This is a genomic window from Salinicola halophilus (assembly GCF_003206155.1).
In the GTDB taxonomy this organism is placed as follows: domain Bacteria; phylum Pseudomonadota; class Gammaproteobacteria; order Pseudomonadales; family Halomonadaceae; genus Salinicola; species Salinicola halophilus.
Map to the genome: position 1 here is coordinate 1,140,057 of NZ_PZJV01000001.1, position 25,473 is coordinate 1,165,529.

Here is a 25,473-nt window from a genome sequence, read left to right on the forward strand (position 1 = left end):
AATCCGGTCCAGGCCCGTAGCCTGCGCGCCCCCCCATTCCGACACAGGAACCCCGCCGCATGAGCGACCGCTCCGACGCCCTGCGTATCGTCTTCGCCGGCACCCCCGACTTCGCCGCCGAGAGTCTGGCCGCGCTGCTCGCCTCGCGCCATCGCGTGGTCGGCGTCTACACCCAGCCCGACCGCCCCGCCGGTCGCGGACGCAAGCTGACGCCGAGCCCGGTCAAACGCCTCGCCCTCGAGCACGGCCTGCCGGTCGAGCAGCCCGAGACGCTCAAGGACGAAGACGCCCGCGCCCGCCTCGCCGCGTTCGAGGCCGATGTAATGGTCGTGGTGGCCTACGGCCTGCTGCTGCCGCAGGCGGTGCTGGAGATTCCGCGGCTCGGCTGTCTCAACGTCCACGCCTCGCTGCTGCCGCGCTGGCGCGGTGCGGCGCCCATCCAGCGCGCCATCGAGGTGGGCGACACCGAAACCGGCATCACCTTGATGCAGATGGACGCCGGCCTCGACACCGGGGCGAGCCTCGTCACCGCTCGCACGCCGATCGAGGCCGACACCACCGGCGGCTCGCTTCACGACACGCTGGCCGCCCTCGGCGGCAGGACGCTGGTCGACGGCCTGGATGCGCTGAGCGAAGGACGGCTCACGCCAACGCCGCAGCCGGATGCCGGCGTCACCTACGCCGCCAAGCTCTCCAAGGCCGAGGCCGAGCTCGACTTCAGCCGACCTGCCGCCGAACTCGCCAGCCGCGTGCGCGCCTTCAACCCCTGGCCGGTCGCCTGGACGCGACTGGATGGCGAGACGCTGCGGGTGTGGCTCGCCGAGCCCGAAGCGAGCGTCGTCACCTCTCAGCCGAGTGAACCGGGCACGCTGCTCGCACCGGCGGGCGATGCGCTGCGCGTCGCCTGCGGCGAGACGGGAAGCGACGTCCTGCGTGTCACACGACTGCAGCTGCCGGGCGGTAAGCCGCTGCCCGCCCGGGATCTACTCAACGCCAATCATCCACGGCTCGCACCGGGCCAGCGCTTCGGCCACCCCGCTCAGGAGACACCGACTTGAATCAACCTCACTCCCGCCGAGGCAAGAACCGTATCAGCGACGCTCGCGCCGCCGCCGCCAGCCTGCTCTCGCCGGTGCTCAACGGCCAGGGCTCGCTCGCCACGCTCGACCAGCGTCTCTCCGGCATGGCGGTCAGCGAGCGCGACCGCGGCTTCGTCAAGGCGCTCTGCTTCGGTGTCTGCCGTACCTTTCCCCGACTCGACGCGCTCGCCAATGAACTGCTGCGTCAGCCGTTCAAGCAGCGCGATGCCGACGTCCAGGCCCTGCTGCTGCTGGGTCTCTACCAGCTGCTGTACATGCGCGTGCCCGCCCACGCCGCTGTCAGCGAGAGCGCTGGCGCCGCCAAGGCGCTGGGCAAGACGTGGGCGACACGGGTGCTCAACGGCTGCCTGCGCCGCTTCCAGCGTGAAGCCGCCACGCTCGAAGCGAAGGTCGACCGTGACGAGGCCGTGGCGGTGATGCACCCGGCCTGGCTGGTCGAGGCGCTGCGGACGGCGTGGCCGGACACCTGGCGCGAACTCTGTCTCGCCAACAACGAAGCCGGCCCGATGACGCTGCGGGTCAACCGTCGGCACGCCACTCGCGAGGCGTATCTCGAACGCCTCGCCGCCGCGGGGATCGAGGCGGTGGCGTGCACGCACGCCGAGGCCGGCGTCACGCTTGCGACGCCGTTCGACGTCGAGCAGCTACCCGGCTTTGCCGACGGCGACGTCAGCGTGCAGGACGAAGCGGCCCAGCTCTCTGCCGATCTGCTCGCCCCGGCGCTGACCGATGCCTCCAATGCCAGGGTGCTCGACGCCTGCAGCGCGCCGGGCGGCAAGAGCGCGCATCTGCTGGAGCGCTTCGACATCGAACTCACCGCCGCCGACGTCGACGCCGAACGGCTGTCGCGGGTCGAGGCGACGCTCGAGCGGCTCGGCCTCTCCGCCGGGCTCGAGGCGGCCGATGCCAGCGCAAGCACCGATGAGACGACAGCGCCGTTCGATGCCATCCTGCTCGACGCGCCCTGCTCCGGCACCGGCGTGATTCGGCGCCACCCGGATATCAAGCTGGCCCGACGCGAAAGCGACATCGTCGAACTCGCGGCGCTGCAGTCACGCCTGCTGGACGCGCTGTGGCAGCGTCTCGCCCCCGGCGGCACCCTGCTCTACGCCACCTGCTCGGTACTGCCGGCGGAGAACGCCGAACAGGTCGCCGCGTTTCTGGAGCGCACGCCGGATGCCACCGGCGACACGCCGACGGACGTCGAATGGGGCGTTACCGCCGGTGCGGGTCGCCAGCTTCTGGCGGCGCAGAACGGCCATGACGGCTTCTTCTACGCGCGGCTCGTCAAGACCGCCCGAACGACCTGAGTTGCGCCCGGCCTGACTTGCACCGGATGTAAAGGGCTCCGATACTGAGCCGACACGCGACCGACGCGCCAGCGGGAGTTCTGCCAGATGCACGACGAAGTCATCGATGAAAGCCCCGAACCGCAGACCCGACCCTCGACGCTCTCGCTCGAGGGTAGCGTTGCCGAAAGCGCGCTGATCGTGGTCGACGTCCAGCCGGACTTCATGCCCGGCGGGGCGCTCGCCTGCACCGAGGGCGATGCCATTCTGCCGGGTATCGAGTGGCTGCTTGCCCAGCATGCCTTCGGCCACGTGGTCGCAACGCAGGACTGGCACCCGGCCGAGCACGTCTCGTTCGCCTCGCGCCACCCGCCGCATCAGCCGTTCGAGGCGATCGAGCACTTCGGTCACAGCCAGACGCTGTGGCCGGATCACTGCATTCAGAAGAGCGAAGGCGCCGCCCTCCATCCCGCCATCGACTGGTCAGCCTGCGATGTCATCATCCGCAAGGGCACGCATCCGCAGATCGACTCCTACAGCGCGTTTCGCAACAACGTCGGCCCCGACGGGCAGCGCCCGGCGACGGGTCTGGCCGGGTGGCTGCGTGACCGGGGCGTCACCGACGTCTATCTTTGCGGACTGGCCCGCGATGTCTGCGTGCTATGGACCGCCGAGGATGCCGTCGCCGCTGGCTTTCGCACCCACTTTCTGTGGTCGCTGACGCGGCCGGTCACCTTCGAGACCGATGCCGACACGCGCAGGCGGCTGGAAGCGCTGGAGGTCATCGTCGTCGACGACTGAAGCGTGCCGACGGGACTGAGGCGCAGCAACGGTCTTCAGCCTTTTCATCTTTTCACCCCCACCCAAGGAGAGTCCCATGAGCGATCACGTCTACAAGCAGATCGAGATCACCGGTTCGTCGCCGACAAGCATCGAAGACGCGGTTCAGAACGCCATCACCAAGGCGAGCGAATCGCTCCACGGTATGCGCTGGTTCGAGGTCACCGAGACCCGCGGCCACCTGGAAGACAACCGCATCGGCCACTGGCAGGTCACCGTCAAGGTCGGCGTCACGCTCGACTGATCTCTTAGCCGCGCCTCTCCCCGGGCGCGGCGTCTTTCATCGTCATGTCGTTTTCAGGACCGTGTCGTCTTCGGCGCGGTGTCATTCCCGCCACCGGGTGTTTATCCTAGGCGCTGACGTCGGCGCACTGCCTCGTCTCCTGGAACCACGCCCACTTTCGTCTCTCTTCCTATACGGTTTGGCATGAAAATCATCATTCTTGGCGCCGGCCAGGTCGGCGGCACGCTGGCCGAGCATCTGGCACACGAAGAGAACGACATCACCGTCGTCGACATCGATGAAGAGCGCCTGCGCGAGCTGCAGAACCGGCTCGATATCCGCACGGTGATCGGTACGGCCTCGTACCCCAATATCCTGCGTCAGGCGGGGGGCGAAGACGCCGACATGCTGATCGCGGTGACCAGCTCCGACGAGATCAACATGGTCGCCTGTCAGGTGGCACACACGCTCTTTCGCACGCCGACCAAAATCGGCCGCGTGCGCTCGACCGCGTATCTGACTCGCAAGAGCCTCTTCTCCAACGACGCCATGCCGGTGGACGTGCTGATCAGCCCCGAGCAGGTGGTCACCGATCACATTCGCCGACTGATCGAGTATCCCGGCGCCCTGCAGGTGCTCGACTTCGCCGGCGGGCTCGCCCAGCTGGTGGCGGTCAAGGCGTACTACGGCGGACCGCTGGTGGGCCAGGAGCTCGGGTTTTTGCGCCGGCACATGCCCGACATCGACACGCGCGTGGCGGCGATCTACCGCCGCGACCGGCCGATCATCCCGACCGGCGACACGGTGATCGAGGCGGACGACGAGGTCTTCTTCATCGCCGCGCGGCGCGACATCCGTACCGTCATGGGCGAGCTGCGCAAGGTCGATCGCGATTTTCGCCGCGTGCTGATCGCCGGCGGCGGCAACATCGGCGAACGCCTGGCCGAGACGCTCGAGCACAAGCACCAGGTCAAGATCATCGAGCACGACCTCGCTCGCTGCGGCGCCCTCTCCGAGAAGCTCGACCGCACCGTGGTGCTTCACGGCAGCGCCACCAGCAAGCGGCTGATGCTCGAGGAGAACATCGAGGACTGCGACATCTACTGCGCGCTGACCAACGACGACGAGGTCAATATCATGTCGTCGATGCTCGCCAAGCGGCTCGGCGCGAAGAAGGTGCTGACGCTGATCAACAACGCCGCCTACGTCGATCTGGTCCAGGGCGGCGAGATCGATATCGCCATCTCGCCTCAGCAGGCGACGATCGGCAGCCTGCTGACCCACGTGCGCCGCGGCGACATCGTCAACGTACACTCGCTGCGCCGCGGGGCCGCCGAAGCGATCGAGGCGATCGCTCACGGCGACAAGCGTTCGTCGAAGCTGATCGGCCGCGCCATCGGCGAGGTGGATCTGCCGAGCGGCACCAGTATCGGCGCCATCGTGCGCGGCAAGGAGGTGCTCATCGCCCACGACGACGTCGTCATCGAGACCGGCGATCACCTGATCCTGTTCGTCGTCGACAAGCGCCGCATTCGCGACGTCGAGCGGCTGTTCCAGGTCGGCCTGACATTCTTCTGATGCGACCCGGCCTGCACCACGCCTCGCGGCCTCGCGCCCGGGCCAGGCGTTCTTTCATTTCTCGCACCGACCGGCCATCGCGCCGCGTCGGTTCGTCTCGCTCGACAGGAAGTCCGGCGCCGTGAACCTCTTCGTCATTCTCCGCATCGTCGGGCTGCTGCTGATGCTGTTCAGCCTGACCATGGTGCCGCCGATGGTGATCGCGCGGCTCTATCACGACGGCAACTGGTACGCCTTTGCCAGCGGCATGGCGATCTCGGTACTCACCGGCGCGATGCTCTACTGGCCCAATCGCCGCGCCCGGCGCGAGCTGCGTACCCGTGACGGCTTCATCATCACGGTGCTGTTCTGGGGCGTGCTGGGGCTGTTCGGGACGATCCCGTTCATGGTGTCGGCGGCGCCGTCGATGTCGTTCACCGATGCCGTCTTCGAATCCTTCTCCGGGCTCACCACGACCGGGGCCACGGTACTCAGCGGTATCGAGCACCTGCCCGCCTCGATCCGCTTCTATCGCCAGCAGCTTCAGTGGCTCGGCGGCATGGGGATCGTCGTACTGGCGGTGGCGATCCTCCCGACGCTGGGGATCGGCGGCATGCAGCTCTATCGCACCGAGATCCCCGGCCCGCTCAAGGACTCCAAGCTCACCCCCAGAATCACCGAGACGGCCAAGGCGCTCTGGTACATCTACCTGATCCTGACCATCGTCTGCGCGCTGGCGTACTGGCTTGCCGGCATGAACGCCTTCGATGCCATCGGCCACAGCTTCGCCACGGTCGCGGTGGGCGGCTTCTCCACCTACGACGCCAGCATCTCGCACTTCGACAGCGCCACCATCGAGCTGATCTGCGTGTTGTTCATGATCGTGTCGTCGGTGAGCTTCGGCCTGCATTTCGCCGTGTGGCGGGAGAAACGCCTGCTGCAGTACATTCGTGACCCGGAATTTCGCTTCTTCGCCGTCTTTCTCCTGCTGCTGGTCGTGGTCACCATCGTGACGCTCTTCGCGACCGGCACCTATCACGACGCCACCGGCATCCGCCACGGCCTGTTCGAGGCGGTGTCGGTAGCGACCACCTCCGGGTTCAGCGTTGCCGATTTCACGCTCTGGCCCGGGGTGCTGCCGATCCTGCTGTTCATGGCGGCCTTCGTCGGTGCCTGCTCGGGCTCCGCCGGCGGCGGCATGAAGGTGATCCGCATTCTGCTGATCGTCAAACAGGGCATTCGCGAAATTCATCGCCTGATCCACCCCAACGCGGTCTTCGCGGTCAAGGTGGGCAAGATGCGCATCTCCGAGGGCGTCGCCGAAGCAGTGTGGGGCTTCTTTTCGGTCTATCTGATGCTCTTCGTGCTGATGCTGCTGGCGCTTCTCGCCACCGGGCTGGATCAGGTGACGGCCTGGTCGGCGGTGGGCTCGGCGCTCAACAACCTGGGCCCTGGCCTGGGTGAGGTCTCCACCGACTACGGCAGCATCCCGGACGCCGCCAAGTGGATCCTCGTGCTGGCGATGATGCTGGGCCGGCTAGAAATCTTCACCGTGCTGGTGCTGTTCACGCCGGCATTCTGGCGACGCTAGGCACTCACCGAGAAGCGCCGGTGCGGGTCGCCCCATCAGGCAGAACCCAAGGCATGCACGGCAGTGCTAGAATGCGCGCTTCGCGGACGCTCGCCGACACTGTCTCGGCGCCCGCGGTTACGCCCGTGCCTTCCACGTCTCGGCCTACAAGAGAGCGCCATGTCCGCCCGTTCCGATCGTCGTTCATCCCTGCCCCGCCTGGGGCTGATTCCGCAGATTCTCATCGGCATCGTCGCCGGTACGCTGCTGGCAGTGTGGGCACCGAGCATCGCCCAGTCCTTCGCCATTCTCGGCGACCTGTTCATCAATGCGTTGAAGGCGATCGCCCCGATTCTGGTCTTCGTACTGGTGATGGCGGCCATCGCCGCTCATCAGCGCGGTCGCCCCACGCAGGTTCACGGCGTGCTCGGACTCTACCTGGTCGGCACCCTGGTCGCCGCGCTGGTGGCGGTGGTGGCAAGCTTCGCCTTCCCGACGACGCTGGCGATCGACGCTCCACCCGCCGACGGCGCGCCGCCCTCGGACATCCTCGAGGTGCTGCGCAATCTCGCCTTGAGCGCCGTCGACAATCCGATCAATGCGCTGGTGGAGGCCAACTTCATCGGTATCCTCGCCTGGGCGGTGGGTCTGGGGCTGCTGCTGCGCAAGGCGGGCGACACCACCCGCAACGCGCTGGGCGATCTGTCGGACGCGGTGTCGGGGCTGGTGCGCTTCATCATCCGTTTCGCGCCGCTGGGCATCTTCGGCCTGGTCGCCAATACGCTCGCCGATACGGGCCTGAGTGAGCTCGCCAACTACGCCCATCTGCTCGGCGTGCTGCTGGGCTGCATGGCGTTCGTGGCGCTGGTGACCAACCCGCTGATCGTGTTCGCCTACACTCGCAAGAACCCCTATCCGCTGGTCTTCGCCTGCCTGCGCGGCAGCGCCATCACCGCGTTCTTCACACGCAGCAGCGCGGCCAACATCCCGGTCAACATGGCACTCTGCGAACGCCTCGACCTGCACCGCGATACCTATTCGGTGTCGATTCCGCTGGGCGCGACGATCAACATGTCCGGGGCGGCGATCACCATCACCGTGATGACGCTCGCCGCGACCAACACGCTCGGTCTCGGCGTCGACTTCCTCACCGCATTCCTGCTCTGCGTGGTCTCGGCACTGGCGGCCTGCGGCGTCTCCGGCGTGGCCGGCGGCTCGCTGCTGCTGATCCCGATGGCGGCGAGCCTGTTCGGCATCTCCGCCGACGTCGCGATGCAGATCGTCGCCGTCGGCTTCGTCATCAGCGTGCTGCAGGACTCCACGGAGACTGCCCTCAACTCCTCGACCGACGTGCTGTTCACCGCCGCGGCGTGCCGCTCGCCGGGGGCCAAGCGACGTCTGGGCGACGACGCCGGGGCCGATACGCACGCCGAGCCCGCCCAGGGCTAGCCTTGGCGCCGCCGTCCCGTGTGCCGCCGCCACTGGCGATAGAGCATTGCGGCGTAGAGTGTCCCGTTGAGGCCTACCACGATGACGCCGAGCCACCACTGGATGGCCGGCGTCAGTCCCGTCGGGTAGAGGATCGGCAGTAGATAGTGGGCGATGAAACTCTCGCCGATACCCGCTTCGCCGCCGAGCTGGCGCAGCCGGTTCTCCAGCGGCGTCAGCGGGCAGAGCCAGGCGTTGAGTTCGACCAGCGTGCCCCAGACGCAGGCCGGCAAGTGCAGCAGCGCAAGCCACGGCCGGCGCCACACCGCCAGGGCGCCGATCAGGACCCAGAGAATGAAGGCGAGGTGCAGGATCAGCACCGCATCTGCCGTCACGCGATAGAGCATCGATATCTCCCGTCGGGCTGCGCGCCCTTTGACCGTCGCATCGACGGCGGATTTGTCCGTCGCCGGCGCTTTCGCGATAATCCGCCCACCCTCGTCTCGACGCCACTCGCGTCGTCGGCCCCTCTGACAGCGAGACACCATGACCGACCCCACTCAGGGCCCGCGTGAAACCGCCGAGCTCGCCGCCCATCGCCTGACCCTGCTGGGCACCGCCCACGTCTCGGAAGCCAGCGCCAATGAAGTGACGGAGATGATCCGCTCCGGCGAGTACGATGCCGTCGCCATCGAGCTCTGCGCCTCGCGCCATCAGAGCCTGGTATCGCCCAACGCGATGGCCAAGATGGATCTCTTCCAGGTGCTCAAGCAGGGCAAGGCTGGCATGGTCGCGGCGAGCCTGGCACTCGGCGCCTTTCAGCAGCGCGTCGCCGAGCAGTCCGGCGTCGAGCCCGGTGCCGAGATGCGTGCGGCGGTCAAGGGCGCCGAGCGCGCCGGCGTCCCGCTCTATCTGATCGACCGCGAGATCGGCACCACGCTCAAGCGAATCTACCAGAACGTGCCCTGGTACAAGCGCGCCGGCCTGATCTCGGGACTGCTCGGTAGCGTGCTGTCGCGCCAGAAGGTTTCCAGCGAGGAGATCGAGAAGCTCAAGGAGGGCGACGTGCTGGAGTCGACCTTCGCCGAGTTCGCCGAGCAGTCGCAGTCGCTGTATGAACCCTTGATCGCCGAACGCGACCGCTACATGGCGCTCAAGCTGGTAGAGACGCTACCGGACGGCGGCAGCCAGCGGGTGCTGGTCGTCGTCGGCGCCGGCCATCTCAAGGGCATGACCGAGCATTTGCGCGAACTCGACACCGCCCCGATCGCGCCGGATACCGCGCGTCAGGAGCGCCAGGCGCTGGAGACCACGGCGCCCAAGTCCCGCTGGTGGAAGGCGCTGCCGTGGGTCATCGTCGCGCTGGTGCTCACCGGCTTCGCCATCGGCTTCAGCCGCGACGCAGGCTTCGGCTGGTCGCTGGTGGCCGAATGGGTCTTGATCAACGGCACGCTATCGGCGCTGGGGGCGGCGGTCGCCCTCGCCCATCCGCTGACGATACTCGCGGCCTTCGTCGCCGCCCCGCTCACTTCTCTCAACCCGACTATCGGCGTCGGCTTCGTCACCGCTGGCGCCGAGCTCTACCTGCGCCGGCCCACGGTGGGCGATTTCTCCAAGCTACGCCGTGACGTCGGCCACTGGCGCGGCTGGTGGCGCAACCGCGTCGCTCGCACGCTGCTGGTGTTTCTGCTCTCGACGCTGGGCTCTGCCGTCGCCACCTGGGTCGCCGGGCTGCGCATCGCCGGGCAGCTGTTTGGCTGACACGACGCTCGCCAAACCCGCGAGAACGACAACGCCCCGGTGGATCGCTCCACCGGGGCGTTGTCGTTTCGACTAGCGCACGACGTTCGAGCGCCATCGGGCGGGCGGTTCAGGTAGCCGCGCTCGAGACCTTCTCCGGCAGTACACCCTGCTCCCGCGCCATGGCGTAGGCGGCTTTCGGCCCCAGCCAGAGCGTCGGCACCAGCACGATCGCCACGGGCACGGCAGGAATCACCACGAATTGCTGCAGCACGCTCACCTGGCCTGCGCCCATGTAGAGCAGAATCGCCGCCATCGCCGCGAAGGTGATGCCCCAGAAGGCGCGCAGCAGCGAGCCGGGGCTGTCGTTGCCGGCGCAGACGACGGCGACCGCGTAGCTCATCGAGTCACCGGTCGTGGCGACGAAGATGGTCGTGAGCACCAGAATCGCCAGCGCCATCCACACGCCGCCCGGCAGCGCCTGGGCTACCGTGAGCGTGGCGATGTCGAACTGGAAGTTCTTCAGCGGTTCGGTGAGTTCGATCACGCCGTTGAGCTCGTAGAAGATGCCCGAGCCGCCGAGCAGCGTGAACCACACCGTGGTGACGACCGGTGCCAGAATGGCGGTAGCGACGATCATCTCGCGCACCGTACGGCCGCGCGAGATGCGCGTGACGAAGATCGCCATCGGCGGCGCGAAACCCACGAACCAGGCGAAGAAGAACACGGTCCACCACTTCATCCAGTCCGGCGAGGCGGTGACCGTGGTCATCGCGGAGAGCGCGAAGAAATTATCGAGATAGCTGCCGAAGCCCTGGAACCAGCTATCGACCAGGAACTGGGTCGGGCCGAAGAGCAGAATGACCCCGCCGATGGCGATCGCCAGCCCGACGTTGAAACGGCTGAGTATCTGGATGCCCTTGTCGATCCCGGTCACCGCGGAAGTGACGTAGATGGCGCCGAGGCCCATCAGGATCATCAGCTGAATATTGTAGCCGCGCGGGAAACCGAACAGGTCGTGCAGACCGAAGCTCACCTGCGTGGCGAGAAAGCCGAGCGGTCCGACCGTTCCCGCGGTGACGGCAACGGCACAGATCGCATCGACCACGCCGCCGAGCGGTCCGCGGACGAGCCGGTCACCCAGCAGCGGTGCCAGCAGCGTGCGCGGCTGCAGCGGCATGCCGCGGTGGTAGTGCTGGTACGAGAGAATCGTCGCCGGCAGCGTGCCGAGAATCGCCCAGCCGGTGAACCCCCAGTGGAAGAACGCCTGCGCCAGCGCGTTGGGAATCGCCTCGGCGGTCCCGGGCTGGGTATCGAAGGCCGGCGGCGTGACCACGAAGTGATAGATCGGCTCGCCGGCGGCGAAGAAGACACCACCGCCCGCCAGCAGCGTGCAGAGAATGATCGAGACCCAGCGGAAAGTGCTCATGTCCGGCCGGTCGAGCGAGCCGATCCGCGCCCGCCCCGCCGGCGAAAACGCAACGCCCAGGGCGATGAAGAACGTCAGCAGCATCAATATCTGAAACAGAGAGCCGAAGGTCTTGGCGGACCAGGTGAAGGCTACGTCGATCAGATCGGCAACGGTGTCCGGTGCAATCGCTGATCCACCCAGAAACAGCAGGATGAAACCGATGGTCAGGATCAGCACGACGGGATCGCCAAAACGGCCACCCGTATGAGATGGCGCATTGGTATCGGAGGTCATATTGAGGGGGGTTCTTGAGGCATGAAGCGCGCCACCCTACCGCGACATGCGCGTCTCGGCAAATGGAACTGCCATCGGACGGCCGTTTTCGACGCCCTCGCCGCGACGTGAAAAAGCGCCAGGCCCTGGCGGATAGCGGAAGGGACGGCACGAACGACGCCCGCTCGGCTTCGTCAATAAGTCTTACCCGGGCCGAAGGCGCGACATGCGAGGGTCAGACAGACAGCGACGGCGAGGCCTGAGCCGATACCGCGAGCCGGCCGGGCGTTTCGCGTTTGAGGATAGCCACTTAGCCGATCTCGCGACGGCCTTCCGCGGCCGATTCACGCACGCTCGATGGGGGCCGGCGAGCCGCGTGTCGTCGATAAGCGACGTCCCCGTCCGCTTTTTCCAGGCCCCGATATGCGATCTACGCCCAAAGATTGATAGCCGCTCTTCGGCGCTTCGGCTTAGCCTCGAATGGCCCCTTTGGAGGAGATCGGCAACATGAAGAGTTCGAGTTTCATCACCGAAGAGTTGCTCAGACGCTGCCGCAAGGAGAAAGCCAATCAGCTACAGCGCTCGCGGCAGAGCTTCGACCCGGCCTCGCTGCACGACCGCAAGGAGCTATCGCTACTCGTGGAGCAGGCGCTTCGCGAAGGCGAAACCTATACCTCCATCGCGAGGGGCCATACCCATCTGGGACTCACGGAGAACGACCTCAACGAGCTGATCGGCCCCGAAGATGTCGTGCGAATGCGGATCGAACGCTTCCAGCAGTGCTGATCTGAGAGGCCTCTCTTCGACACCATCACGATCGCTGAACCGGCGGCAATCCACCGCCGGCTTCTTCAATCGTCGAGCGCCTATCCCCTACCCTTTGCCTTGCTCTTCTTCGTGGCCCATTTCTGTCGTGGCTCCTGGACCTGCGCTCTTCTCCGTTCCTTCTTTGCCGGGCCTTGCGCCCAATCCACTCTCTCACGCGCGTCAGTGACGAACCCGGGCCGACATTGGTCTTAATTCGACTCGACTTTAGTTAGCTCGAAAACCGTCAATCCACTCACGACCTTCACCCTGACGGCTACTCAGGCTCGGTAATAACCAAATGCATATCACCCGCCGACGATAGGCTATTAGTGGCGGCTAAAGACGCTCTATAGCGTCGATGTCATGGCGCGACCGGCCGACGAAGTAGAGGAGCGATGTCTCCCCGGGTCGCTGCGCCGCTCTCTAGCGGAGGTCGTCATGGCTCAGAAAACACTCGAATGGGAAGGCAGCGGGCGTAGCGCGGATGGTCGTTCATCGACCGCAGGAACCGGCGCGCCACACGGCGGGGACGACAGCGCAGGCGCCACACGGCCCTCGATCGGCCTGAAGGAAAAAATCGGTTTTGGCATGGGCGATGCCGGCTGCAACATGAGTTTCGCCGCCGTGGTCATGTACCTCTCCTACTTCTACACCGACATCTACGGCATCTCGCCGGCGATCGTCGGGGTCATTTTCATCACCATGCGTATCGTCGACGCGGTGACCGACCCGCTGATGGGATACGTCGCCGACCGCACGCGCACCCGCTGGGGCAAGTACCGCCCCTATCTGTTGCTCGTGCCAATACCGCTGGCGATCTCGATTTTCCTGCTGTTCACCACGCCGGATTGGGGCCAGACCGCCAAGATCGTTTATGCCTTCGCGACCTATTTCTTGATGTCGCTGCTGTATACCGCGGTCAGCATTCCTTACTGTTCGCTCGGCGGTGTGGTGACGTCGGATCACAAGGAGCGGGTCTCGTTCCAGTCCTACCGTTTCTTCTTTGCCGGCGTGGCGTATCTGATTCTGACCGCCTCGCTCCTGCCGCTGGTGGAACTGCTCGGCGGCGGCGACGAGGCGCGAGGCTTTCAACTGACCATGGGCCTGATGAGCGTGATCGCGCTCGGCATGTTCGGCTTCTGCTTCGCGACGACCCGCGAGCGAGTGGTGCCCATCGACGAGACTCGAAAACCGCTCTGGGCGTCGCTCAAGGCGCTGGTGCGCAACGAGCGCTGGCTCATCATTCTCGGCATCACCTTCCTGCAGGCACTTCAGTTCTTTCTACGCCAGGGTGCGGCAATCTACTTCGCGACCTATGTCCTGATGCTCGATGCCGGCGCCATCTCGTTTTTCATTACAGCGGCCATCGTCGGCAAGATGCTCGGCTCGCTGATATCGCCCTGGTTCACCAATCGGTTCAGCAAGCGCCGCGTTTACATGACGGCCTCGGGGGTCATGGCGCTGGGGTCGGTCGCTCTCTTCTTCGTTCCCCACGACTGGGCGCTGGTGACGACGCTCTTCTTCGCCGTGATCAACTTCATCCACGGAATCGGCACGCCGATCTCCTGGTCGCTGATGGCGGACGCCGAGGACTACGGCGAGTGGAAAACCCGCGAGCGCAACACCGCTCTCTCCTTCTCCGGCAACCTGTTCTTCCTCAAAGTGGGGCTTGCGGTCGCGGGCGGACTCGTCGGTTTGCTGCTGTCGCTGGGCGGCTATCAGGCGGGCGTCGAGCAGCAAACGGAGAGCGCGATTCTTGCCATCTCGTTGATGCTGACGCTGATTCCCGCCGGCATCATCGCGATACTGATGGCCCTGATCGCCTGGTTCGGGCTCGACGACCGCCAGATGGACGACATTCGCCGCGATCTCGACAGCCGCCGAGAAAACGGGGAGGTCCCGCCCGAAGGCCAACCCGTCTGAGCGAAGTGGCGTTACCCCTTGTCTCGCCGGGCGGCGGCGCCGTCCCGCCCGGCCTTGCTCTCGAGTTTCCCCCCCAACCTTTCTTTCGAGCCTGACCGCTCGCCATCGAGCAGCGACTTCTCGATCCCCAGGAGGCAACCATGCAAGCCCGTGTCACACTGCACCGCGACTACGTCATCAGCCCTATCGACCCGCGCCTCTACGGCGGTTTTCTCGAGCACATGGGCCGGGCGATCTACAGCGGTATCTACGAGCCCGAGCACCCCACCGCCGACGAGGACGGCTTTCGTCAGGACGTGCTGACGCTGGTCAAGGAGCTCGCGCCGCCGATGGTGCGCTACCCGGGCGGCAACTTCGTTTCCGCCTACAACTGGGAGGATGGCATCGGCCCGCGCGATCAGCGGCCGGTGCGCCTGGATCTGGCCTGGCATAGCCGGGAGTCGAATCAGATCGGCATCCACGAATTCGCCGATTGGGCCACCAAGGCCGGCACCCAGATGATGCTCGCGGTCAATCTCGGCTCGCGCGGGATCGACGCCGCGCGCAATTTTCTCGAGTACGTCAATCACCCCGGCGGGAGCGCCTGGAGCGATCAACGTATTGCCAACGGTCGGAGCGAGCCCTGGAATGTGAAGCTCTGGTGTCTGGGCAACGAAATGGACGGCCCCTGGCAGATCGGCCAGAAGAGCGCGGCGGAGTACGGGCATCTCGCGCACGAGACCGGCAAGGCGATGAAGGCGTTCGACCGATCGATCGAGCTGGTGGCGTGCGGCTCCTCCAATCCCTACATGGAGAGCTACCCGAGCTGGGAGGCGAGCGTGCTCGACGAGTGCTACGAGACCGTCGACTACATCTCGCTGCACATGTACTTCACCAACTACAGCGATCACCTCGGCGACTATCTCGCGCTGAGCGAGCAGGTCGATCAGTACATCGTCTCCATCGGCGGCGTGATCGACTACATCAAGGCCAAGAAGCGCTCCCGGAAGTCGGTCTATATCTGCTTCGACGAGTGGAACGTCTGGTATCACAGCAAGGAGCGGGACCGTCAGGTGCTGGAGGGAGACGACTGGCCCTTCGCCCCGCCGATCCTCGAGGACATCTACAACCTGGAGGATGCCCTGCTGATCGGCTGCGTGCTCAACACCTTCATTCGCCGCTCCGATCGGGTCAAGATCGCCTGCATGGCGCAGCTGGTGAACGTCATCGCCCCGATCATGACCGAAAAAGGGGGCGCTGCCTGGAAGCAGAGCATCTTCTATCCGCTCTACTTTGCCTCGCGCTACGGCCAGGGCAATGCGCTGCGGCTCGCGGTCGACAGCCCCACCTACGAAGCGAGCGACGTGGGCGAAGTGCCCTATCTCGACATCAGCGCAGTTCACGACGAATCGGGCGGCTGGGTGACGCTCTTCATCGTCAACCGCCATCCCGACGAGGCCCTCGCTCTCGACACCGAGATACTCGGCTTCGAGCGTCTGGCGCTCGTCGAGCACCAAACTCTGCGTGGCGACGATCTCAAGGCCGTGAATGAGGCCGGCCACCCCGAGCGCATCCAGCCGGTCCCGGGAAGCGGCCTCGAGGTCGATACGAACTCGCTCCAGGGCAAGGTCGCCCCGCTGAGCTATCACTGCCTGCGACTACGCACGTCGTGATGGCGGACGCCCGCAGCGCTCAGTCCATGCAGTGGTTCTGGAACTCGCGGGCGTCGGTGTCGATGACCACGCGCTCGTCGACCTTGCTGTAGTAGAACGGGGCGGGGGCCGCATCGCGCCCTTCGACGATATAAGTCCCGCAGAAACCGTAACCCTTCTGCACCGACTCCATGGCCTCGATGCCGACGCTGGCGCCGGTATCCAGAGACGCCGCGATACGGTGGGCGATATCGTCGTCGAGATGACTCTCGTTGAAGGCCTGGAACCCGAAGATGGCCGCGAAGGCGACGACGATGGCAATGACAGGGACGTAGACGTTGTGCATGCGGGCTGCTCGTGCGAGATGAGGGCGGCATGATACCGGATCGATATCGGTCGGCGCATTCGCTGGCCGACATCCCCTCTTCATGGCCCGTCAGCCCTGCACGGCAGCCGACATACGACGGTCGGCCTCTTCGGGTCGGCCCCCCTCGCGGGGCTGGGTCGCGCTCGTTCTGGCGAAAGCGGACGTCTCATCCTCTTGGCGTTCGACGCCGCCCGGTTGCGAACGAATCGGCGCTTTGCATCGCCACACGTGCGCTATTTTAGATATGTGATAACATCACAAAAATCGAGGCGCCCGACGCCTACATCATGGATTCAGGAGGCAGCATGAAAGACGGCATTCATCCCGATTACCGCCAGGTCATCTTCTACGACAGCAGCGTCGACGCGTATTTCAAGATCGGCTCGACCATGAGTTCGAGCGAGACCATCGAGTGGAAGGACGGCAACACCTATCCGCTGGTCAATCTGGATATCTCCTCGGCGTCTCACCCTTTCTATACCGGCAAGCAGCGCGAAGTCGGCACCGAAGGCCGCGCCGCGCAGTTCCAGCGCCGCTTCGGCAGCGTCGCCGCCGCCCGCCGCAAGTGACGTCAGCGCGCCGAGCGAGACTCGGCGCTCTGGCTCGTGGACGGGGTCACATCCCGCCTTCGCGCAGCCGCCGGTGCAGCAAGGCGTAGATTCGCTCACCGGCGATCTCCCGGGTCTGCTGATCGGCTTTCTCGGAGAGCGTGGCGAAGGCGTTCGCGCTTTCGGTCTCCACGTCGCCGACCCAGCCCATCGACCAGCTTTCGAACACGCGGTGGGAGACTTCGTCGTAGGCGAGTATCGCGACACGATTGTGCCGCTCGTCCATCTGAATGCGCTCGAAGGTCGCCTCCAGGGCGCGCTGCGTCCCCTCCAGCACCTGCGCGAAATAGCCGTGATTGAACATCAGCGCGCCGGTGATTTCCGCTCTGGCATTGTTGCGTCTCGAGGTCGCGAGAATCTCCTCGATCGTGGGCGTCAGCGTATGGACATCGTCTTCGATCGTCGCATGGCTCAAATAGACGAGCTTGCGTAGGCGCTCAGGCATGACTGGCTCTCCAACCTCTTTCTGTCTAAATCTCCGCGGGCATCGGCGAGAGGCGACCCCCGGTTCTTCCATGACCGACTCGCGGCGCTTCCATGACCGACTCGCGGCGCTGCCATGGCCACTCGGTCAGTCATCGATCTCGCGGATGGCGAGCTGCCTGGCGACGCCGGCGCAGTAGCTGACGATCGCTTCCGGCGGCATCGGCGGCGCAAAGAGATACCCCTGCGCCCGGGCGCAGCCGCTTTGGGTCAGTATCGCGTGCTGCTCTTCGGTCTCCACGCCTTCGGCGATCGTGGTCATGCCCAGCTCGTGGGCGAGAAGCAGGATGGCGTCGACGAGCGCCCGAGACTGGTCGTCCGGCGTACCGCCGACGAACGACTGGTCGATCTTCAGGCGGGAGAAGGGAAAGCTTCGCAGGTAGCCAAGCGACGAGTAGCCGGTGCCGAAATCGTCCATCGCGATGCAGACGCCCATCTCGCGCAGCGTCCAAAGCTGGGTGAGAATCTGGCGGGTCTTGTCGATCAGCGCGCTTTCGGTGACCTCGAGCTCCAGGCGCTGCGGGGCCAGCCCGCTCTGCGACAGCGCCGAGCGCACGATCTCGATCAGCCGCCCGCTCTCGAACTGCAGCGGCGAGACGTTGACTGCCACACTGTAGCCCTCCTCCCAGCCAGCCGCTTCCCGGCAGGCCGTTCGAATCACCCACTCGCCGATCGCGTGGATCTCGCCGATCTCTTCGGCCAGCTCGATGAACTCGGCGGGCATGATGACCCCCCGATCCTCGGTCTCCCAGCGAATCAACGCTTCGAACCCGGAGACCGAACCATCCTCGAGGCTCACCTGCGGCTGGTAGACGAGCCGAAACTCATCGCGGACCAGCGCCCGGCGCAGTCGCACCTCCATCTCGCGCCGTGCCCGCGCCGCCTCCTCGAGGTGCGACTCGAAGAAGCGATACTGATCCCGCCCGGCGGACTTGGCAGCGTAGAGCGCCAGATCCGCATGCATGAGCAGCCGCGACGTGTCGCCCTCGCTGGAATCGAAACGGGAGATGCCGACGCTCGCCGAGATGTCGATCTGATGACCGCCGATCAGGAAGGTGCGCGCCAGGCGCGTGACGATACGCTTGGCCAGCTGCTCGGTGTGTACCGGATAGTCGTCGTCGCGATAGACCACCATCATCTCGTCGCCGCCGAGACGCAGTACCGTGCCGGGTTGCCCGACCGTTCGCTCCAGGCGCCGCGCCACATGGACGAGCAGATCGTCGCCGATGGGATGGCCGAGCGTGTCGTTGACCTGCTTGAAACGGTCGAGATCGATCATCAGCACGACTCGCGCCGCGTCCGTCTCGGCCTGCCCCTGCCACTGCGTGAGAATGCGCTGGAGCGCGACGCGGTTGCCGAGCCCCGTCAGCGGATCACGCGCCGCCTCTTCCCCCCGGGGCGGATCCAGAAAGGGGGTGAGCGTGACGATGCGCCCTTCGGGTTGACGTGCCCCCACGCTAAGCGCCAGCACGCCGCGCTCGTGCTCCAGCCGGATCGTTCCGGCGGCGTCGCTACCCAGGCGGGTCGCGAGACGCGGGTCGTCCGGCGAGAAGAGCGACTGCAGCCGCAGCGATGCCCCCTCGAGCGCCTGATCGGGCAGGAGTGCCTGGAAAGCGAGATTGGCATCGAGAATCGCGCCTTCGCGATCGATCAGCGCCACGGCAAGCGAGCCGTGGCGCACGGCCTGCTCGAGCCGGGCGCAGGCCACGCTCTCGAGCTCCTTCCCCGTCGCGCATGCCACACGCGTCCCGCTGGCGTCCTGTTCTGCATGATCCGTCATTTCGGTCCTCACATCCCTGTCTACCCGCCGTTGCCGGGTAGCGGTCCATCACCGGCACTACCGTCTGCTATCGGCGTCTTGACGATAATCTCCAAAGTTTTCTTCAGATAGCATAGCCATTCGCGGCGCGCGCGTTTCGGGCGACCGTCGATCGAGCGCCCTGGTTTGGATCGAAGCCCATGGTGGGATCGAGCGCCATGACTTTAGCGACATTGACCGAGCGATATCGTTCGACCGGCGGCCATCGATCGACGCTAGGCGTTGGCGACGTAGCGTACCGGGATATCGCAGCACGCCGGCTCCGCCAGCCGGCAGTTGATGGCGACCACGGGGTCCGGGTCTCCTGGCCGCGTGCAGTAGTGAGTGACGCAGCCGCAGCGGGCACAGCGCACGAAATCGACCACGCGGTCGCTGCGCTGCCAAAGATCGACGCCCGCCTGCCCGATGCCGACCGAGACCTCGTCGGGCGAATAGTAGGCCCAGAGCGCCATATAGCGCCGACAGATTCCGCAGTCACAGATCGTGACGCTCTCGGGAACGCGGGCCGCGATGACCACGTTGCCGCAGTCGCACCGGCACTGCAGCGTCGGCGCCTCGATGCCCGCCTGAGCGTCACTCGCCACTGTTGATCACCGCCTGCAGCGTATCGACGGGCGAGGTGAGCAGGTTCTCCAGCGACTCGGTCACCGCCTGCCAGACGACGACGCTGACATCCACGCGGCTGCCGTCGATGGTGGTATCGATGGGGATATCCAGATCGATCTTGCCGGACTCTCCCTGCAGCAGCGCCACCAGATTCTTGAGCGGCAGCGAGGTTTCGCTGGCGTCGACCTCTTCGCCGAGATCCAGCCGGTGCAGCACGATATGGTTGCGCGCACTCAGACGCTCGCCGTCGAGGTGATAGTCGAGATCCAGATCGGCGATGCCGGACTCGATGCGATAGCCGGCGAGCTTTCGCAGATAGGGCGCGAACTGCTGCAGTGTCAGCTGACGGCTGAGTAACCGCAGATGGGCCTTGAGCGGATCGTTGAAGCCGATACGCCCCTTGAGCGTGACCGGCGTGCCATCGCTCTCTGCCCCCTCGAATCGAAACCGTGCCGGCTCGTCGCTGCGCGTGGCGAAAGCGTCGATCTCGCCTTCGATGTCGGTGACGTCGAGCGCGACGACCGGGTCCATGCGGCGATCCTCGAACTGGAATCGCCCCTGCTCGATCATCAACTGACCCAGCGCCAGCGGCATGCCGGTGTCGCCGTTCGCGCTCGCCCCATCGGACGACGCCTCGCCGGACGACTCCCCGCCGGACGCCTGCGCCTCGTCGCCAAGCGCCGCGGTGAGATTGAGAGCCCCCTGCGGGCTCACCTGCGCGGTCAGATCCGGCGCGCGCAATGTCGCGTCATCGACGCTCAGATGATCGCCGAGCTGCCAGTCGACGCCTTCGAAACCGCCGTGATCGAGCGAGAACAGCGCCGCGCCCTCAGCGTCCTGGAGCGCGACGGCGTTCAGCTCGAGCCCACCCTGATAGCCAAGCGTTCCCGCCTCGCCGAAGTTCACGTGCCCCGTGCCGCCGATACGGCCCTTCTCGACACGCAGCGCCGCGGCCTGATCGAGCCAGGGCTGGACGATGGCGAGGGCGACGCCGTCCGCCTCGAGATCGAGATCGCCGGTGAACGGCGAAATCCCGAAGCGGCCAGTCAGCGTGAACGTGCCGTCGCCGAGCTCGCCGCGCATCTCGCCCTGCATCGGCGTGTCGCTACCCCGGGCGTAGTTTTCCAGCGACAGATCGATACCGAACGCCGATACCGAGGCCTCCGTCTCGCCGCGCCGGTCGATCCAATCGAGGCGACCGTCGCTGGCTTCGAGCTGCGCCACGGTGAGCGACGATGTCTCGCTCGACGATTCTGACGCGTCATCGCTCGACGACTGAGCGGCATCGTCGCCCGACGATTGCGTGGCGTCATCCTGCGCCGAGTCGTCGGCCCCGAGACGAGTGACGTTCAGGTCGCCCTCCGCCGGCGACACCAGATGCAGCCGCGGCGAATCCAGCTCGACGCGGGCGAGATGGACGCCGCTCTGCCACAGCGTCGACCACTCGAATACCGCCTCACCGTGGCCCACCGAGATCATCGGCGTCTTTGCCTCCCCCACGCGCAGGTTGGAAAAGTGCGCCGTCTTCGTAAACGGGTTGAAGCTCAAGTGACTCAACCGAACGGGCTGCCCCAGCGTCTGAGAGAAGTGGTTCTGCGCCCAGTGACGCAGTACCCAGGGACCGGCGAAATACAGTGCCAGCGCCAGCACGGCGATGACCGCTAGCGCCGCGAAACTGCCGCGGCGAGCAGAGGTAGACATGACACACTCCATGGCATCGATTGGGCGGGCCGACGGCGTTCAGCGCCGTCGGCGAAGTTGCCGCGAGCATAGCACGCAAGCCCCCGTTGGCACGTCGCGGCCACCGGTCGGGCGGGCTTCAGCCGCGCTGCAGGATCGTTCAAGACCGCCCTCGTCGGCCGGCGCTAATCTGCTCGCCCGATCGATCAGTCAATCGATCAATCAAGCCATACCGACGAGACCCGCCATGGACATCCTGCTCTACGCTTTCACCGTGATGTACACCCCAGGCCCGGTGAACCTGCTGGGAATGAACGCCGGACTGCGCGCGCCGCTTGCCAGCACCTGGGGCTTCTTCGCTGGCGTGGCGCTGGCGATCTTCTGCTGGTTCGTGGTGGTGGGGTTCGCCGGGCAGCTCTTCGTCGTCGAGCGGCTGATTCCGTCTATCGCGCTGGCCGGCAGCCTCTACATTCTCTATCTGGCATTCAAGGTCTACCGCGCCACGCCGGAGATCGATGTCGCCGATGCCGCCAACGACGGCGCCGCCACGGCGCTGGGTTTTCGCGACGGTTTTCTCATGCAGCTGCTCAACCCCAAGAACTCGCTGCTGGTGATTCCCATCACCACGGTGATGTTTCCCGGGCGCGGCTACACCGGCCTTGCGATCGTCGCCGTCTCCGCGCTGATTGCCGCGGGCGGTGGCGGCGCGCCGGCGACGTACTTCCTGGCGGGCAAGGCGCTTGGCAAGCGCATCACGCAGCCTAGATACTTGCGCAACGCCAACCGGTCGATGGCACTGCTGCTGGTCGTGGTCGCCGGACTGCTGCTCTACGACTACGGACTCCCTCTCCTGCAGGCAAGGTGACATGACTTCCGCTACCGACTGGTGTGTCGTCGCTCCCGCCACCCGCATCGACCGGCTCGAGGCGCGCTTTCACGGCCACGCCTACAGCCCGCACCGCCACGACACCTTCGCCATCGGCATCACGCTCTCCGGGGTGCAGAGCTTTCACTATCGCCACGGCCACCGCAGCAGCCTGCCGGGTACGGTGATCGTGATCCACCCGGACGAACTCCACGACGGCCACGCCGGCGGCGACACCGGTTTTCAGTACCGCATGCTCTACGTGTCGCCGGCGCTGATCCAGACCGCCCTCGACGGCCGCCCGCTGCCCTACGTGAGCGGCGGGCTGAGCCAGAACGACGCGCTGCGCCGCGCCGTCTGCGGGCTACTCTGCTCGCTCGATGCGCCGCTCACCCCGCTCGAGGAGGAGAACGGCCTCATCGATCTTGCCGCCGCGCTGGACGCGAGCGGCGACGCCCGGCGCGAGCGATCCCGCGTCACTCCCGACCGTCTGGCCGCGGCGCGAGTCCGAGACTATCTGGAACACCACTATCGCCACCCGGTGACGCTCGAGGATCTCGAACGCCTGGCCGGCCAGCCGCGCTGGACTCTGACGCGAGACTTTCGCGCCCTGTTCGGCACCAGCCCCTATCGCTACCTGACCCTGCGCCGGCTGGACTTCGCCCGCCGCCTGATCACCGGCGGTAGCGGCCTGAGCGAGGCCGCGCTGACGGCGGGCTTCGCCGACCAGAGCCATCTGACCCGCGCCTTCAAGCAGGCGTTCGGCGTCACGCCCTCGCGGTGGCGGGCGCTACTGTCTCAGGGATGAGGCGCGAAGTGCGCGAAATGGATCACGGCAGGCGGTAGGCACGCTAGAGGCGTCGCGGGTCGCGAACCGACATGACGACAATCCGAACGCTACGGAGCCGCCGGCGGCAGGCGCCGCCGGCGGAAAACTCAGAGGAAGTCGTCGTCGCCGAAGTCGTCGAGACCGCCATCGGCTCCGGCGTCGAAGCCCTGTTGCTCATCGGATTGGAAGTCGGTGTCCTGCGCCGCCATGTCCTCTTCCATGCCCGGCTCGCCGCCGCTGAACATGTCCATCAGCATGTTGCCGAGCAGTACGCCGCCGGCCACGCCCGCGGCCGTCTGCAGCGCCCCGCCGAGAAATCCGCCGCCGCGACCGGCGCGCATGGCGTTGCCGAAACCCGAGTTATCGGGCGGCGTGCGGCGGGCGCGCTCATCGACGCCACCGCGACTCTGATTGCCGCCGCCAAATAGCCCCGCGAGAAAACCGCCGCTGGACTGCGGCTGGGGGTTACGCTCCAGCTCCTCGACCCGCGCATTGAGCCGCTTGAGCGCCTCTTCCTGAATGATGATCGTCTGCGCCATGTAGTACGGCGAATGCGGCTGCGCCGCCACGCGCCGCTCGATCTCCTCGCTGGCCTGCGGGTCGCGCTCGCCGGTCTCCTGCTCGGCCTGCTCCAGCCGGTCGAACAGCCCATCGATCAGGCGCTTCTCTTCGTCGTTCATCGCCATCGTCATCACCTCTCGAGTGAATCCGCGCCGGCGGCACATCCGCCGGCTCATCGTGTGACCCGTCGCCGGGGGTTACGTTCCAGCGGCGAGCCCGCACTTCACGGACGTGCTTCATGGAGCGACTTCACGGACGTACTCAGCGAATCTCGTGCATGGACTGAGTCGACGTGCTTCCCGGGCGTGCTGGATAGCCACACTTCATAGAGTAGTCATCTCGACAGCGCACCCTCAGGGCGTCGTCTGTCGAAAATCCCCCTCACGGAGTGCTAGACCATGTCATCCGTTTCTCTACGCCTCGCCGTCGCTACCGCCACATTGATGCTCGCCGGCGCGGCCCTCGCCGATGCCCCGGCCGATACCGGCAACAGCGAGAGCGATTCCACCCTGCTGAACCGTCAGGCGCAGGGTGAGCTGAGCCAGCACGGCGGCGCCCGCCGCCTGAACGGCAATCTCACCGAGTCACTGCGCGACGCTATCAGCGGCGGCACCGCCAAAAACGTGATCCTGCTGATCGGCGATGGCATGGGAGACTCCGAGATCACCATCGCGCGCAATTACGCCCTCGGTGCCGGCGGTTTCTTCAAGGGCATCGATGCCCTGCCGCTCAACGGCCAGTACACCCACTACTCACTGGATCAAGAGAGCGGCAAGCCCGACTACGTGACCGACTCGGCGGCATCCGGCAGTGCCTGGGCTACCGGCACCAAGACCTATAACGGCGCGATCAGCGTGGATATCGACGGCAACCCCCAGACCACGCTGCTGGAACTGGCCAAGCGCGCCGGCAAGGCTACCGGCGACGTATCGACCGCCGAGATTCAGGACGCCACTCCCGCCGTGCTCTACTCCCACGTCACCGCGCGCAAATGCTACGGCCCCGTACGCACGCTGAAGGAGTGCCCGAGCAGCGCACTGGACAACGGCGGCGCCGGTTCGATCACCGAGCAGCTGCTCGATACCCGCCCCGACGTAACCCTCGGCGGCGGCGCCGAGACCTTCGATGAAGTGGCCAGCGCCGGCGAGTGGCAGGGCCAGACCCTGCGCCAACAGGCCGAGGCCCGCGGCTACCAGATGGTCAGCGACGGCGACGAGCTGAGTGCGGTCACTGCCGCCAATCAGGAGACGCCGCTGCTGGGCCTTTTCGCCCCGGGCAACATGCCCGTGCGCTGGAACGGCCCGCAGGCCAGCTACCACGGCAACCTCGACGAGCCCGCTGTGAGCTGCGAGGTCAACGCCGAGCGGGATGACACCATCCCCACCCTCGAGGAGATGACCGCCACGGCCATCGACCTGCTCAAGGCGAACGATCAGGGCTTCTTCCTGCAGGTGGAAGGCGCCTCGATCGACAAGCAGGACCACGCCGCCAACCCCTGCGGCCAGATCGGCGAAACCGTGGATCTCGACGAAGCCGTACAGGCAGCCCTCGCCTTTGCGCGCGAAGACGGCAATACGCTGGTGGTCGTTACCGCCGACCACGCCCACTCCAGCCAGATCGTTTACCCGGATGCCGAAGCCCCCGGCCTGACCCAGGCGCTGACCACCGCGGATGACGCCGTCATGGCCGTTAGCTACGGCAACTCGGAACTTGACTCCCAGGGCCACACCGGCACGCAGCTGCGCATCGCGGCTTTTGGCCCGCAGGCGGCCAACGTGACCGGCCTGACCGACCAGACCGATCTCTTCTTTACCCTGCGCGACGCCATGGGCCTTTCGGCAGAATAGCGCGCCATCTCGGCCA

Annotated in this window: 23 protein-coding genes; 15 read left to right on the forward strand and 8 right to left on the reverse strand. The window is 66.0% G+C overall.

The features are described 5' to 3' along the window. The first annotated feature begins 59 nt into the window (after positions 1-59). The 7 genes from fmt (at position 60) to sstT (ending at position 8,028) form a co-directional block, all read left to right on the forward strand. The gene (gene fmt, locus DOM33_RS05130; RefSeq protein ID WP_110666412.1) at positions 60-1,058 is read left to right on the forward strand and encodes a methionyl-tRNA formyltransferase; all 999 of its coding nucleotides are present in this window, start codon (positions 60-62) and stop codon (positions 1,056-1,058) included. Next, entirely contained in the window at positions 1,055-2,410 is a 1,356-nt protein-coding gene (gene rsmB / locus DOM33_RS05135; RefSeq protein WP_110666413.1) for a 16S rRNA (cytosine(967)-C(5))-methyltransferase RsmB, read from the forward strand. The genes fmt and rsmB overlap by 4 nt, the downstream gene beginning before the upstream one ends. Before the next feature lie 87 nt (positions 2,411-2,497). Further along, positions 2,498-3,190 (forward strand): nicotinamidase, encoded by a 693-nt coding sequence (locus DOM33_RS05140; RefSeq protein WP_110666415.1) that lies wholly within the window; start codon positions 2,498-2,500, stop codon positions 3,188-3,190. A gap of 76 nt (positions 3,191-3,266) precedes the next feature. Continuing rightward, complete coding sequence (locus DOM33_RS05145) at positions 3,267-3,473, forward strand: dodecin (RefSeq protein ID WP_110666417.1); 207 nt, start codon at positions 3,267-3,269, stop codon at positions 3,471-3,473. Between the two features lie 183 nt (positions 3,474-3,656). Continuing rightward, positions 3,657-5,030 (forward strand): Trk system potassium transporter TrkA, encoded by a 1,374-nt coding sequence (gene trkA / locus DOM33_RS05150; protein ID WP_110666419.1) that lies wholly within the window; start codon positions 3,657-3,659, stop codon positions 5,028-5,030. Positions 5,031-5,151: 121 nt separating this feature from the next. Continuing rightward, positions 5,152-6,600, forward strand: coding sequence for a TrkH family potassium uptake protein (locus DOM33_RS05155; RefSeq protein ID WP_110666421.1), 1,449 nt, complete (start codon positions 5,152-5,154; stop codon positions 6,598-6,600). Between the two features lie 159 nt (positions 6,601-6,759). Next, positions 6,760-8,028 (forward strand): serine/threonine transporter SstT, encoded by a 1,269-nt coding sequence (sstT, locus tag DOM33_RS05160; protein WP_110666423.1) that lies wholly within the window; start codon positions 6,760-6,762, stop codon positions 8,026-8,028. On the opposite strand, the gene DOM33_RS05165 is transcribed toward sstT, so the two are convergent. After that, positions 8,025-8,414 carry a DUF2784 domain-containing protein gene (locus DOM33_RS05165; RefSeq protein ID WP_110666425.1) on the reverse strand — a complete coding sequence of 130 codons (390 nt, stop codon included), beginning with the start codon at positions 8,412-8,414 and terminating at the stop codon, positions 8,025-8,027. The genes sstT and DOM33_RS05165 overlap by 4 nt on opposite strands. A 139-nt stretch (positions 8,415-8,553) precedes the next feature. Between DOM33_RS05165 and DOM33_RS05170 the strand changes: the two genes are divergently transcribed. Further along, positions 8,554-9,768 carry a TraB/GumN family protein gene (locus DOM33_RS05170; RefSeq protein WP_110666426.1) on the forward strand — a complete coding sequence of 405 codons (1,215 nt, stop codon included), beginning with the start codon at positions 8,554-8,556 and terminating at the stop codon, positions 9,766-9,768. Positions 9,769-9,877: 109 nt separating this feature from the next. On the opposite strand, the gene DOM33_RS05175 is transcribed toward DOM33_RS05170, so the two are convergent. Continuing rightward, complete coding sequence (locus DOM33_RS05175; RefSeq protein WP_110666428.1) at positions 9,878-11,452, reverse strand: BCCT family transporter; 1,575 nt, start codon at positions 11,450-11,452, stop codon at positions 9,878-9,880. 486 nt (positions 11,453-11,938) lie between these two features. On the opposite strand from DOM33_RS05175, the gene DOM33_RS05180 reads away from it, so the two are divergent. The 3 genes from DOM33_RS05180 (at position 11,939) to arfA (ending at position 15,813) form a co-directional block, all read left to right on the forward strand. Further along, positions 11,939-12,217 (forward strand): hypothetical protein, encoded by a 279-nt coding sequence (locus DOM33_RS05180; RefSeq protein ID WP_162617893.1) that lies wholly within the window; start codon positions 11,939-11,941, stop codon positions 12,215-12,217. A gap of 459 nt (positions 12,218-12,676) precedes the next feature. Further along, positions 12,677-14,161: an MFS transporter gene (locus DOM33_RS05185; RefSeq protein WP_162617894.1), complete on the forward strand. Its 1,485-nt coding sequence runs from the start codon at positions 12,677-12,679 to the stop codon at positions 14,159-14,161. 140 nt (positions 14,162-14,301) lie between these two features. Continuing rightward, on the forward strand, positions 14,302-15,813 hold the full coding sequence (gene arfA, locus DOM33_RS05190; protein WP_110666433.1) for an arabinosylfuranosidase ArfA: 1,512 nt from the start codon (positions 14,302-14,304) through the stop codon (positions 15,811-15,813). 19 nt (positions 15,814-15,832) lie between these two features. Here the strand turns inward: arfA and DOM33_RS05195 are convergent, their stop codons facing one another. Then, the gene (locus DOM33_RS05195; protein WP_110666435.1) at positions 15,833-16,138 is read right to left on the reverse strand and encodes a hypothetical protein; all 306 of its coding nucleotides are present in this window, start codon (positions 16,136-16,138) and stop codon (positions 15,833-15,835) included. A gap of 326 nt (positions 16,139-16,464) precedes the next feature. On the opposite strand from DOM33_RS05195, the gene DOM33_RS05200 reads away from it, so the two are divergent. Further along, on the forward strand, positions 16,465-16,728 hold the full coding sequence (locus DOM33_RS05200) for a type B 50S ribosomal protein L31 (RefSeq protein WP_110666437.1): 264 nt from the start codon (positions 16,465-16,467) through the stop codon (positions 16,726-16,728). Positions 16,729-16,774: 46 nt separating this feature from the next. On the opposite strand, the gene DOM33_RS05205 is transcribed toward DOM33_RS05200, so the two are convergent. The 4 genes from DOM33_RS05205 to DOM33_RS05220 form a co-directional block, all read right to left on the reverse strand. Then, positions 16,775-17,212, reverse strand: a complete 438-nt coding sequence (locus DOM33_RS05205) for a BLUF domain-containing protein (RefSeq protein ID WP_110666439.1) — start codon at positions 17,210-17,212, stop codon at positions 16,775-16,777. A gap of 126 nt (positions 17,213-17,338) precedes the next feature. After that, positions 17,339-19,030, reverse strand: a complete 1,692-nt coding sequence (locus tag DOM33_RS05210) for a putative bifunctional diguanylate cyclase/phosphodiesterase (protein ID WP_110666441.1) — start codon at positions 19,028-19,030, stop codon at positions 17,339-17,341. A 254-nt stretch (positions 19,031-19,284) separates the two neighbouring features. Further along, complete coding sequence (locus DOM33_RS05215) at positions 19,285-19,653, reverse strand: GFA family protein (protein ID WP_110666443.1); 369 nt, start codon at positions 19,651-19,653, stop codon at positions 19,285-19,287. After that, positions 19,643-21,376, reverse strand: a complete 1,734-nt coding sequence (locus DOM33_RS05220) for a DUF748 domain-containing protein (protein ID WP_162617895.1) — start codon at positions 21,374-21,376, stop codon at positions 19,643-19,645. The genes DOM33_RS05215 and DOM33_RS05220 overlap by 11 nt, the downstream gene beginning before the upstream one ends. Before the next feature lie 226 nt (positions 21,377-21,602). On the opposite strand from DOM33_RS05220, the gene DOM33_RS05225 reads away from it, so the two are divergent. Beyond that, a complete protein-coding gene (locus DOM33_RS05225; RefSeq protein WP_162617896.1) occupies positions 21,603-22,220 on the forward strand; it encodes a LysE family translocator in 618 nt (205 codons plus the stop codon). Between the two features lies 1 nt (position 22,221). Continuing rightward, complete coding sequence (locus DOM33_RS05230) at positions 22,222-23,028, forward strand: AraC family transcriptional regulator (protein ID WP_110666447.1); 807 nt, start codon at positions 22,222-22,224, stop codon at positions 23,026-23,028. Positions 23,029-23,156: 128 nt separating this feature from the next. On the opposite strand, the gene DOM33_RS05235 is transcribed toward DOM33_RS05230, so the two are convergent. Beyond that, positions 23,157-23,735, reverse strand: coding sequence for a DUF2076 domain-containing protein (locus tag DOM33_RS05235; RefSeq protein ID WP_204352608.1), 579 nt, complete (start codon positions 23,733-23,735; stop codon positions 23,157-23,159). A gap of 273 nt (positions 23,736-24,008) precedes the next feature. On the opposite strand from DOM33_RS05235, the gene phoA reads away from it, so the two are divergent. Further along, positions 24,009-25,457 carry an alkaline phosphatase gene (gene phoA, locus DOM33_RS05240; RefSeq protein ID WP_110666449.1) on the forward strand — a complete coding sequence of 483 codons (1,449 nt, stop codon included), beginning with the start codon at positions 24,009-24,011 and terminating at the stop codon, positions 25,455-25,457. Positions 25,458-25,473 lie beyond the last annotated feature (16 nt).